Origin of the sequence: Flavobacterium flavipallidum, assembly GCF_038289905.1 — a bacterium.
Taxonomy (GTDB): Bacteria; Bacteroidota; Bacteroidia; order Flavobacteriales; family Flavobacteriaceae; genus Flavobacterium; species Flavobacterium flavipallidum.
The window spans coordinates 12,586-25,141 of record NZ_JBBYHU010000001.1; the positions used below are offsets into that span (position 1 = coordinate 12,586).

Annotated in this window: 12 protein-coding genes; 10 read left to right on the forward strand and 2 right to left on the reverse strand. The window is 33.1% G+C overall.

Annotated features, from left to right (window positions below):
• Positions 1-20: 20 nt before the first annotated feature.
• From map to pruA, 5 genes are all read left to right on the forward strand, one after another.
• Positions 21-839: a type I methionyl aminopeptidase gene (map, locus tag AAEO59_RS00060; RefSeq protein WP_341698721.1), complete on the forward strand. Its 819-nt coding sequence runs from the start codon at positions 21-23 to the stop codon at positions 837-839.
• Positions 840-843: 4 nt separating this feature from the next.
• On the forward strand, positions 844-1,608 hold the full coding sequence (locus tag AAEO59_RS00065; RefSeq protein ID WP_341698722.1) for a methyltransferase domain-containing protein: 765 nt from the start codon (positions 844-846) through the stop codon (positions 1,606-1,608).
• Positions 1,609-1,685: 77 nt separating this feature from the next.
• The gene (locus AAEO59_RS00070; RefSeq protein ID WP_341698723.1) at positions 1,686-2,942 is read left to right on the forward strand and encodes a type IX secretion system plug protein; all 1,257 of its coding nucleotides are present in this window, start codon (positions 1,686-1,688) and stop codon (positions 2,940-2,942) included.
• A gap of 79 nt (positions 2,943-3,021) precedes the next feature.
• Entirely contained in the window at positions 3,022-3,408 is a 387-nt protein-coding gene (apaG, locus tag AAEO59_RS00075) for a Co2+/Mg2+ efflux protein ApaG (RefSeq protein WP_066326834.1), read from the forward strand.
• Between the two features lie 142 nt (positions 3,409-3,550).
• On the forward strand, positions 3,551-5,179 hold the full coding sequence (pruA, locus tag AAEO59_RS00080) for an L-glutamate gamma-semialdehyde dehydrogenase (RefSeq protein ID WP_341698724.1): 1,629 nt from the start codon (positions 3,551-3,553) through the stop codon (positions 5,177-5,179).
• Between the two features lie 98 nt (positions 5,180-5,277).
• On the opposite strand, the gene rsmG is transcribed toward pruA, so the two are convergent.
• Complete coding sequence (rsmG, locus tag AAEO59_RS00085; protein WP_341698725.1) at positions 5,278-5,907, reverse strand: 16S rRNA (guanine(527)-N(7))-methyltransferase RsmG; 630 nt, start codon at positions 5,905-5,907, stop codon at positions 5,278-5,280.
• A gap of 111 nt (positions 5,908-6,018) precedes the next feature.
• On the opposite strand from rsmG, the gene AAEO59_RS00090 reads away from it, so the two are divergent.
• The 4 genes from AAEO59_RS00090 (at position 6,019) to AAEO59_RS00105 (ending at position 10,130) form a co-directional block, all read left to right on the forward strand.
• Positions 6,019-7,113, forward strand: a complete 1,095-nt coding sequence (locus AAEO59_RS00090; protein WP_341698953.1) for a fatty acid desaturase family protein — start codon at positions 6,019-6,021, stop codon at positions 7,111-7,113.
• 88 nt (positions 7,114-7,201) lie between these two features.
• Complete coding sequence (locus AAEO59_RS00095; RefSeq protein WP_341698726.1) at positions 7,202-8,392, forward strand: pyridoxal phosphate-dependent aminotransferase; 1,191 nt, start codon at positions 7,202-7,204, stop codon at positions 8,390-8,392.
• 288 nt (positions 8,393-8,680) lie between these two features.
• Positions 8,681-8,914, forward strand: a complete 234-nt coding sequence (locus tag AAEO59_RS00100; protein WP_341698727.1) for a hypothetical protein — start codon at positions 8,681-8,683, stop codon at positions 8,912-8,914.
• A gap of 7 nt (positions 8,915-8,921) precedes the next feature.
• A complete protein-coding gene (locus AAEO59_RS00105; protein ID WP_341698728.1) occupies positions 8,922-10,130 on the forward strand; it encodes a hypothetical protein in 1,209 nt (402 codons plus the stop codon).
• A 72-nt stretch (positions 10,131-10,202) separates the two neighbouring features.
• On the opposite strand, the gene AAEO59_RS00110 is transcribed toward AAEO59_RS00105, so the two are convergent.
• Positions 10,203-11,054 carry an AraC family transcriptional regulator gene (locus AAEO59_RS00110; protein WP_341698729.1) on the reverse strand — a complete coding sequence of 284 codons (852 nt, stop codon included), beginning with the start codon at positions 11,052-11,054 and terminating at the stop codon, positions 10,203-10,205.
• A 141-nt stretch (positions 11,055-11,195) separates the two neighbouring features.
• Here AAEO59_RS00110 and AAEO59_RS00115 point away from each other — a divergent pair, with 141 nt between their 5' ends.
• Positions 11,196-12,284, forward strand: a complete 1,089-nt coding sequence (locus tag AAEO59_RS00115; protein WP_341698730.1) for a mandelate racemase/muconate lactonizing enzyme family protein — start codon at positions 11,196-11,198, stop codon at positions 12,282-12,284.
• Positions 12,285-12,556: the final 272 nt, after the last annotated feature.

Here is a 12,556-nt window from a genome sequence, read left to right on the forward strand (position 1 = left end):
CCGACTGAAAATCCGAAATTATGATTATAGTAAAATCACGTGAAGAAATAGAATTAATGCGCGAAAGTGCCTTAATCGTATCAAAAACATTAGGAATGCTGGCTGCTGAAGTAAAAGAAGGAGTAACAACCTTACACCTTGACAAGCTGGCCGAAGAATTTATTCGTGACCACGGAGCAGAGCCAAGTTTCCTTGGATTATATGGTTTCCCTAACTCACTTTGTATGAGTCCGAATGCTCAGGTTGTACACGGAATTCCTAACAACACTCCTCTTGTAAGCGGTGATATTATTTCTATCGATTGTGGTGCTTACAAAAATGGCTTTCACGGTGATCACGCCTATACTTTTGAAGTAGGCGAAGTAGCCCCTGAAACTAAAAAATTACTACAGGTTACTAAAGAATCTTTATACGTTGGAATCCGCGAATTCAAAGCCGGAAACCGTGTTGAAGATGTGGGTAATGCTATTCAAAAATATACCGAAGCGCATGGTTATGGAGTGGTTCGTGAATTAGTTGGACACGGATTGGGTCAAAAAATGCACGAAGACCCGGAAATGCCAAACTATGGTAAAAAAGGTCGCGGAAAACTTTTGATTGAAGGTATGGTGGTAGCATTAGAACCTATGATTAATCAAGGTACAAAAAACATCAAACAATTAAAAGACGGTTGGACTATCCTTACTGCCGACGGTAAACCTTCTGCTCATTTTGAACATGACGTAGCCATAATCGATGGTAAACCGGAATTGCTTTCCACATTTGCTTACATCTATAAAGCGCTTGGAATAGAAAGCAATGAAGAAGATGAATTCAGAAAAGTGCCTTTAGTTATCTAAACAAATGAAAAAACTTTTCAAACTAGTCCTTAATACAATTCCTCGCCCATTACTTATCCGTTTGAGTTATGTGGCACGTCCTATTATTGCTTTTTCTTTAAAAGGAAACAACTTTACCGATCCTATCGACGGGAAAAGTTTCAAATCGATGCTGCCTTACGGCTATGAAAACCAAAGAAACAATGTACTTTCGCCAAGTACACTTTCATTGGAAAGACATCGTTTACTTTGGTTGTATCTCAATGAAAAAACCGATTTTTTCACTGCACCAAAGAAAGTGTTACACTTTGCTCCTGAACAGGCTTTTTATAAATTGTTCCGCAAGCAAAAAAACCTGGATTACACCACAACCGATTTGTTTTCGCCTTTGGCAGATGTAAAAGCCGATATCTGTAATTTACCATTTGAAGACAATCAATACGATGTTATCCTATGTAATCACGTTCTGGAACACATTCCTGATGATACTAAAGCCATGCAGGAATTGTACCGTGTATTAAAACCGGGCGGAATGGCTATTTTACAAATTCCGCAAGACTTAAATAGAGACATTACTTTTGCTGACGATTCCATCACCGATCAAAAAGAACGCGCCAAAATCTTTGGTCAATATGATCACGTGCGTATTTACGGTCGTGATTATTTTGACAAATTAAGAAGTATTGGTTTTACTGTTATCGAAGAAGATTACACTAACAAAATCAGTCCTGAATTAGTAGAAAAATACTGTTTGGCTAAGGGAGAAATAATTCCAGTTTGCTTTAAATAACACCAAAAGAGCATTAGATCAACATACTAATCTATTGGGTAATTTGTTATATTTACACAATAGATTAGTAAATCGTTATGCACAAAATTCATTTTCTTAGATTCTTTTTTCTTTTTATTTTCACTTCGGCTATTGCCCAAGTGCAAAATGAAATAGCGCCTCCATACAATATTAAAACTGTTACTTTTGTTCAAAACAATCAAAATGTAATTCCAATTTTTGAATTAGGTAGTGGTTTTCAGTTTCAGTTTGATGACCTTTTTGGAAATGAAGCCAATTACTATTATGAAATTGTTCATTGTGATTACAATTGGAATCCTACTAATATCCCTAAGAACGAATACTTACAGGGATTTGATAATCAACGAATTCAAAACTACAGCAATTCAATCAATTGTTTACAAATCTACTCACATTACAATTTGAGTATTCCCAACCAATTTACCCAACAATTGCGTATAAGTGGAAATTATATCCTTAAAATTTTAAATGAAGACAGAGAAACTGTGTTTTCAAGGAAATTTATGCTTTACGAAGATATTACTACTGTTCCATTACAAATTAAAAGAGCCCGCAACGTTAGTAAGATTGAACAAATGCAAAACTTAGATTTTTCCATAAAATCCAGTACGATTACATTCCAAAATCCATTAAAAAACATCAATGTTAGACTTATTCAAAATGGCAATTTCAATACCGAAATAAAAAATATCAAACCACAATATACTATCGGTAATGATTTAATTTACAAATATGACACAGAAACCCAATTTTGGGCAGGAAATGAATTTCTATATTTTGAAAACAAAAACATTCGGGTTGCTGCTAACAATATTGCCCGAATAGACAGCAGTACTGACATATATAACTGCTTATTATACACCAACAATGCCAGAGCTAATTTCCCCTATACCTTATATCAGGATGTCAATGGTAATTTTGTTGTCAATAATTCTAATGCAACTAATAATGAAACAGAAGCTGATTATGCCTGGGTGTATTTCAGTCTCTCTGCTCCTACTTTCAGACTCAACAAAGACATTTATATCTGTGGAATGTTTAACAACAACAATTTATCACCGGAATACAAAATGGACTATAACGAGAAAAAAGGGATTTACGAAAAAGCCGTTTTAATCAAACAAGGTTTTACCAACTTCAAATATGTTATAGCTGACAACAAAGGAAACATTGACAACGAGAATGCTATTGACGGAAATTTCTATCAAACAGAAAACGATTACACCATTTTAGTTTACTACAAAGAAAACACTGGACGCTATGACCGAATCATAGGAAAAGGAAATGCTAACTCCTTGAACATCATAAATTAAAAAAACATTTAAAAATAAACGAAACGAATTGAAATTTTTGTAATTTTGACCCAATCTAATACCAATTTATTCAAATAATATGGTTTCTCAGATAACAAGAGGCATAAAAATAACCGTTTTGACTAGTTTTGAAGGTACCTACTTCAAGAACTACAAGATTCACTTTGCCTTCAGTTACCATATTACCATCGAAAATCACAGTAAAGATTCTGTTCAACTTACTTCACGTCACTGGGAAATTTTCGATTCGCTTAACAACATTGAAATTGTTGATGGCGAAGGAATTATTGGTAAAAAACCGGTTTTAAAACCTGGTGAAAACCACACTTACAGCTCAGGATGTTTACTTTCTTCTCCTTATGGAGCTATGAAAGGACATTTCAATATGATTAACTTTACGAATACCAAAAACTTCAAAGTAATCATCCCTACTTTCAGATTATGTGCTCCTTTTGCACTAAATTAATTTCTTTTATTTAAAAAGTTAATTTGCTTTTACAAAAAAATTAACATTTTACTTTGTATTTTTGCTTTCACTTAAATTTTTCGCAAAACAGTTTGCTGTTTTCGCTCGTTTTTTAAACATTTTTAAAAACTAAAATTACATTATGTTAAAAGGATTTTTCAAAATACCAAAAGCAATAAACGAACCTGTAAAAGCTTACGCTCCAAATTCACCTGAAAAAGAAGCAGTTCTTGTCGCCTATAAAAAAATGTGGAATGAAAAAATTGATGTTCCACTATACATCGGGAAAGAAGAAATAAGAACAGGAAACACCCGAAACATCACTCCTCCACACGATCATAAACATGTTGTAGGAACATATCACTTAGCTGAAAAGACACATGTTGAAAAGGCTATTTCCAACGCTTTAGAATCAAGAACAGCTTGGGCCAATATGGCTTGGGAACAACGTGCTGCTATTTTCTTAAAAGCTGCTGAATTAATTGCCGGACCATACCGCACTAGAATCAATGCAGCAACTATGATAGGTCAATCTAAAAATATCCATCAGGCAGAAATTGATGCTTCTTGCGAATTAATTGACTTTTTGCGCTTCAATGTAGAGTTTATGACTCAAATTTATGCTGATCAACCTTATTCAGATTCAAGTGTTTGGAATCGTTTAGAATACCGTCCGCTAGAAGGTTTTGTTTACGCCATTACACCTTTTAACTTTACAGCAATTGCCGCAAATCTTCCTGCAAGTGCAGCAATGATGGGTAATGTAGTGGTATGGAAACCAAGCGACAGTCAGGTTTTCTCTGCAAAAATTATTATCGATATTTTCAAAGAAGCTGGACTTCCAGACGGAGTTATCAATGTGGTGTTTGGAGATGCAATTATGGTAACAGATACGGTATTAGCCAGTCCTGATTTTGCCGGATTGCATTATACAGGTTCTACTTTTGTATTTAAAGAACTTTGGGCTAAAATTGGCGCAAATATTCATAATTACAAAACCTACCCAAGAATTGTAGGCGAAACTGGTGGAAAAGATTTTATTCTGGCTCACCCTAGTGCCAATGTAAAACAAGCTGTAACAGGAATTGTTCGTGGTGCTTTTGAATTTCAAGGACAAAAATGTTCAGCAGCATCCAGAGTTTATATCCCGCAAAGTTTATGGCCTGCAGTAAAAGAACAATTAACAACAGACGTGAAATCAATGAAAATGGGCACTCCAGAAGATTTCAACAATTTCATTACCGCTGTTATTCACGAAGGTTCTTTTGATAAATTAGCAAGCTATATCGACCAAGCGAAGAAAGATGCAGACGCCGAAATTATCATTGGCGGAAACTATGATAAATCAGTAGGATATTTTGTTGAACCAACCGTTATTTTGACAACAAATCCTAAATACACTACGATGGAAACCGAATTATTCGGGCCTGTTTTAACTATTTATGTTTATGAAGATGCTAAATGGTCAGAAACATTAGAATTAATTGACCAAACTTCTGAGTACGCATTAACTGGAGCGATTTTCAGTCAGGATCGTTATGCCATTGAAGAAGCTACTGTGAAATTACAAAATGCAGCAGGAAACTTTTACATCAATGATAAATGCACCGGAGCCGTAGTAGGACAACAGCCTTTTGGCGGTGCAAGAGCTTCGGGAACAAACGACAAAGCGGGCTCTATGCAAAACTTATTGCGTTGGGTTTCTCCAAGAACAATTAAAGAAATTTTTGTTTCTCCTGAAGATTACAGATATCCGTTTTTAGGAGAATAGTAAATTAGATTTCAGAATTTAGAATTTAGAAGTCAGATTACAGATTAAAAAACGCCGAATATTTAGATTAAAGATTCGGCGTTTTTATTTTATTTCAATTATACCACAAACTTCAACGGCAAATGCACTACTTTCTTTGTTTCAAAGAATTCATCTTCAAAGAAATTAGCTAAATCATATTGGGTAGCTTTTGGGAAATCTTTTAATTCTTCGGTCAAATCACCACCTTTTAGATAGAGAATACCGTTTTTCAATTCGTGTTTTTGTTGTTTTTTGATTTTGGTTTTTATCCATGAAACAAAATCAGGCATATTCGTAACTGCTCGACTCACGATAAAATCGAAATCTCCTTTTACATTTTCGGCACGAATTTGTTCTGCTTTTACATTTTTCAACCCCAAAGCATCAGCAACACCCTGAACTACTCTTATTTTTTTAGCAATAACATCAATCAAATAAAAACGCGTTTCAGGAAACAAAATCGCCAATGGAATTCCCGGAAAACCACCACCTGTTCCCACATCAAGCACATAAGAACCCGGTTCGAATTTCATAATTTTAGCAATTCCTAAAGAATGCAAAACGTGTTTAGTATACAAAGAATCAATATCTTTTCGGGAAATGACATTAATTTTTTCGTTCCAATCGTGGTATAAAAAATCCAGTTTTTGGAATTGTTCTTTTTGAATATCGGTTAAATCTGGAAAATACTTCAGAATCTCGTCCATCGTTATAAATTTTTAACAAAAGTACTATTTTTAAGTTTGAAATATTTAACTCAATTATGCCTAGTTAAAAATTATAAATAATTATCTTTGAACGCTATTTTTTTGAATGATATGAATAACACCGCTCCAACATTTGCTAGGCAGGACAGTCTTAAGTTCTTTAGAACGCTTAACACGCGGGTAAACAATTACTTCAAAGAGAATAATATTTCAAAAGCGGGTAATTGGAAACTTCATCTAAAAGCTGTAATTCTTTTTACAGTCTTTTTAGTTCCTTATTTTTTAATTCTAACTCTTGACATGCCTTTTTGGGCGCATTTGCTTTTAACCATCGTTATGGGGATTGGGATGGCAGGACTAGGAATGAATGTCATGCATGATGGTAATCATGGTTCTTATTCCAATAAAAATTGGGTTAACAAAATCATGGGTGGAACCATTTATGTTTTAGCCGGAAATGTCTATAACTGGCAGGTGCAACACAATGTTCTACACCACACTTACACGAATATTCCGGGACATGACGAAGATTTAGAGGCCGGAAGAATTATTCGTTTTACTAAAAATGCCAAATGGTATAAATTCCATCGTTTTCAACATTATTACTCTGTTTTTCTATACGGTTTATTGACCTTCAATTGGGCTCTTACTACCGATTTTAGACAAATGAGAAATTACATCAAAAGAAAATTATCTTATGGTGAACCTAAAAGCCCTAAAATCCTTTGGACTACTTTGATTATCACTAAAATCATTTACGCAATGATTTGGATAGTTTTACCAATAATCATCGGAATCGTTTGGTGGAAAGTACTCCTTGGCTTTTTCGTGATGCACTATACAGCAGGATTAATATTAAGTATTGTTTTCCAATTGGCTCACGTAGTTGAGGAAGCAGAAAATCCTTCCCCGAATGAACTTGGCGAAATGGAAAACACTTGGGCAATCCACCAATTGTTTACCACAACCAATTTTGCTCCTAAAAACTGGTTAGTAAACTGGTACACCGGCGGCTTAAATCATCAGATAGAACATCATATTTTTCCAAATATCAGCCACATTCATTATGGTAAAATTGCAAAAATTGTTCGCGAAACCGCACAGGAATGCAACCTACCTTATTACGAATACAAAACAACTAGAAGTGCTATTATTGCACATTTTAAATATTTAAAAAAATTAGGAACAAACCCAGAAATGGCGTAAAAGTGCTTCAAAAAACTTTAGCTTCATTTCAAATTTATAAATAAAAACAAATAATTAATCTCCCTTATCGGGGCTATACATTTTATTAATGAGTAATCCACTTTCAGACAGAATTAACAATCTTGCTACTTCACAAACATTAGCAATGGCAGCTTTAGCCAGAGAGTTAAAAGCACAAGGAAAAGACATCATCAGTTTAAGTTTAGGAGAACCTGACTTTAACACGCCAGACTTCATCAAAGAAGCTGCTAAAAAAGCTATTGATGACAACTTCAGCACCTACTCACCAGTTGACGGATATGCTGATTTGAAAGAAGCTATCTGCAGAAAATTCAAAAGAGATAACGACTTAGACTACAAACCTGCTAACATTGTAGTTTCAACAGGAGCTAAACAATCTTTATACAACATTGCACAGGTAATGTTAAACGACGGAGACGAAGTAATCTTACCAGCTCCTTACTGGGTTTCTTACTTTGAGATCGTAAAATTATCAGGTGGAGTTCCTGTAGAAGTACCAACTTCTGTAGAGACAGATTTCAAAATCACACCAGAACAATTAGAAGCTGCTATCACACCAAAAACTAAAATGATGTGGTTTTCTTCTCCATGTAACCCTTCAGGATCAGTTTACAACAGAGAAGAATTAACAGCTTTAGCTAAAGTTTTAGAAAAATATCCAAATATCTATGTAGTTGCTGACGAAATTTATGAGCACATTAATTTCTCTGGAACTTTCTGTAGTATTGCTTCTATCCCAGGAATGTTTGAAAAAACAATCACGGTTAACGGAGTAGCTAAAGCTTTTGCAATGACAGGTTACAGAATTGGATACATTGGAGCACCAGAATTTATCGCTAAAGCTTGTACTAAAATTCAAGGGCAGGTAACTTCAGGAGCTAACTCTATTGCACAACGTGCTACGATTACTGCTGTTGATGCTGATCCATCGGTATTAAACCACATGGTTCAGGCATTCCACTCTCGTAGAGATTTAGTTGTTGGTTTATTGAAAGAAATCCCAGGAATCAAAATCAACGTTCCGGAAGGAGCTTTCTACGTATTTCCAGACGTTTCTTCTTTCTTTGGAAAAACATTAAGAGGAAAAGAAATTAAAGATGCAAACGATGTTTCGATGTACCTTTTAGCTGAGGCAAACGTAGCTACAGTAACAGGAGATGCTTTTGGTAACCCTAACTGTATCCGTTTCTCTTATGCTACTAGCGACGAATTATTAGTGGAAGCTTTAAAAAGAATCAAAGACGCTTTGGCTGGATAGTTCAAAGTTAGAAATTAGATATTAGAAGTTAGAAAACTAACTTAAAAATAATTCAGATTATAAAATGCCTCAAGGAAACTTGGGGCTTTTTTTTATAGAATTATCATTTGTCATTATATACTACTGATATCTTTATTTCTTTTAAAAGAAAACAAAAAGTATGTTTATTTCATTATTATTTACAAAAAGAAATAAATGTTAACTTATTTAATGAATAATAATTTTAACTTAAAATATTTATCTATTATAAATAGATATTATATATTTGACATATAAATCTAGAGAGTTATGAATTATTTTCTTGAAATACCTAATCGAGTATTTTTCATTTTTAAATTGATTTACAATCAAGTTGAATCAATTAGTGATTTAATGATGAAAAGTGATGACGAGAATTTAGAAAAACTACTTGAAAAACCAGAAGACAAAGCTAAGTTTCAAAATGCAATTGATGAAGTTATGAAAGATTCCACTTCTAAAGAAATAATTTTAAATGGAAAAAATATAACAATTTCAATTTAAATTAAAAATGAATATTAATATCGCCTTCAATACCATTATTTATATAATGGTATTTTTATTTCCGGGTATTTTATTCCGAAGAGCTTTTTTTTCTGGAGATTTTAAAAGTTCCTTTGAATCTGGAAATACATTTGAAAGACTATTGTGGAATATGTTGAGCAGTATACTAATGCTTGTTTCTTTTTGTCTCTCGATTTACTTCTTTAATATTATTTCTCCTTATAAAATTAAATTTGACATACAAGTTACAGACATCACGGATACATTTGTTTGTATTTATGAAAATAAGTTACCTACAATTTTTATTTCTGAAACGCGTATAATTCAAACAATTGAACTTTTATTTTCAATTTACACATTTTCCGTTTTATTGGGTTATTTTTTAAACCGAATTATTTTTTATTTAGGATTAGAGAAACGTTTTTCTGTTTTCCAATTTCAAAATAGCTGGCAATATTTAACAAATTCAAATAAACAAAATAATATTCATCATTCGATAAAAGATATTTATTACACTAAAGTTGACATAAAAACTTCATCAAATGAACTATTTACAGGAAAACTACATTTAATTTCATATGATAAAGAAAGTAAAATTGAAGCTATAACCCTTCAAGACGCTTATAAATTTTACAAATTAACATTCGATAAAGATCTTGAAAAAATAAACGAGATAAAAGCAGCAATAAATGATATTGACCCTCATCTAATATTACATTCTGAAACTGCAAATAATTTTATCTTCCGAAAAAGAATAAAAGGAGATCTTTTTACTATTTTCAACAATGATTTAGAAAATATATCCATTACATATATTAAAATTTCAAATTTCTATCAAAAATTTCAAAAGGGTCTTAGAATTGGGCTGTCAATTACAATTCTTCTACTTACTGTTTTTTCAATAGCATATTCTATATGGGATTTCCATATATTTCGTTTTTCAAATTATTATAAAAGATTAGCGTTCTGCATTTTCACACCACTAATTTTTATTTTTTTATTATTAACATTGATTTCTATTTTTAATAATAAACTTTTAAAAAACAACAGAAAAACCTACTTAAACCAAATTAAGGACTCTCTTATTATTTTATTAATGTTTTCAATACCATATTTATACATTTTTGATATACTAAAATTTTCATACACAATATTTGCTTTAATTTTATATGTCATTCTATGCGGAAAATATATCTCAAAACAAACTAACAAATAAAATCACAAAATAGATTCAAAGGAAAAAATCTTAATTTATAGAATCAGCCTCAAGGAAACTTGGGGCATTTTTTTATATATCCCGATACATCTTCCTATACTTAGAAGGCGACATTTTTACAAATTTCTGAAACTGTCTATTGAAAAAACTCAGGTTATTGTAGCCTACTTTATAGCCTATTTCAGAAGTCGACAAATCAGTATTAATAAGCATTTTACTTGCCATACTAATTTTGTATTCGTTGATGAATTCAAAAAAAGATTTCCGAAAGGTCTTTTTAAAAAAACGACAAAAAGAATCTTTATTCATTGCTACTTTTTCTGCAACCGCATCCAAACTAATTTGTTGATGATGATGCTCTTTTACATAATTATAAATTAAATTGACACGCTCGCTTTCTTTGATGGTCAAATTTGAAGTAAAACCCTGCCCTGCCAGAAATTTATAATTTGTATGAATTGCCAATTGCTGTAATATCTGCAAAAAAGACAATAACCTTTCAAAGGGAGGCAACTCTATCAATTCCAGCATTTTTGACTCTACTTCCTTTGCTTTTTCTTTCTCAAAATGGATTCCTCTTGAAGCTTGTTGTATCAGCTGCTTAATATGTTGAAATTCTTCTTTTTCTAACCAATCGCTAAGCAAATCTTCATCCCATTGAATGATAATACAACGAACATCTTCTTTTTGTTCTCCAACAGTTTTCCAACAATGCGGTAAATTGGAACCAACCAAAACCAAATCACCATATTCAAAATTAGCCATATTGTCGCCCACATACCTGATACCACTACTGCCCAAAATATAAGTCAGTTCATATTGCGGATGAAAATGCCAGGAAGCAATAAATTCTTTTCCTTCAAAAATACTGGTTCTAAACGAACTCCCCGGCGACGGACTAATACTTCTATACTCTGCCTTCATAGACACTAATCTTACATTAAAACATCAAAATTAATAGAAATATACACGATAAAAAACCAATATCGTGTTAGTTTTTGCTTTTATGGTGTAAATACTGCTAGCTTTAGATTTGTAATATTGTAATACTTAAACAACAATTCAATGACATCATCGCTTTCCATTAGAGACGTAAAATTATACAAAGCCTCAAGCACGCTAAAAAAACCCATTTCAGACGCTACCCATACCCTAACCGAAATCTCATTTATTGTGATGCGTATTCAGTTAGAAAACGGCATCATAGGAGAATCTTATTTGTTGTCTTTTCAATATTCGCCAAATGCTATTGTAGGAGCTTTGAAAGATATTATTCCAATTATAAAAGGATATAAAGCCAATGAGACACAAGCTGTTTACCAAAAACTGGACGACTTAGCCGAATATTTTGGTAATCAGGGAATATTACGTTGGGCACAAGCAGCGATTAATATTGCGATGTGGGATGCCTGGGGGAAATTCCTGGGACAACCTATTCATAAAATTTTGGGAACACACAAAGAAAAAGTCTCTATTTACGGAAGTGGTGGCTGGATTTCTTATTCCATTGACGAATTGATTGAAGAAGTAAGCAATTATGCCGACCGTGGTTTTAAAGCCGTAAAAATTAAAGTTGGTTCGCCAAAAGTCAGCACCGATGTAGAGCGTTTGCGCTTGGTACGTGAAGCTGTGGGCGACAAAGTAGATATTATGATGGATGCTAATCAAGGAATGGATTTACCATCAGCGATGAAACTCGCTCGTGAAGCCCGTGATTTAAACATTAACTGGTTTGAAGAACCAATTCATCATCAAAATTTTCAGGGCTATGAAATACTAAAAAACCAAACCGGAATTTCGCTGGCTATGGGCGAAAGAGAATTTGACAGTCTTCCGCTTCGAGAATTGGCTACTCGAAATGCTTTGGATATCTGGCAACCGGATATTTTGAGAATTGGAGGAGTTGAAGCCTGGAGAGAAAGTGCTGCGTTGGCTAAGAGTTTCCATCTGCCGGTATTACCCCATTATTATAAAGACTACGATGTTCCTTTGGTTTGTACCATTTCCAATGGTGTGGGTGTAGAATCTTTTGACTGGGTCGATCCATTGATTGACAATCCAATGGTCGTTCAGAATGGTTATGCCAAACCACATGATTTACCAGGTTGGGGATTTAGTTTTATCGATGACAGAATGACTGAAATTAAATTATAAAATAATTCTTTTCCGTATAAATAGTTTAAAATTTGAAGTATTGCTACTTCAAATTTTAAACTATTTTTTATTTATGAGGGTTCCCTACGGGCGGGCTATCCATTTCAATCTTTTATTTTTAAAGAAAAAAATAAAAGGATTTTCATTTCTATCCCTAACCCGAAACACAGACAAATCAAAAACAGGTAAACTTCCTCAATAATTAATAAAAATAATAACCCTAAAACAAAAAAGCTTTTAGCTATTTTGTAGGATATTTTTATATATTTGAA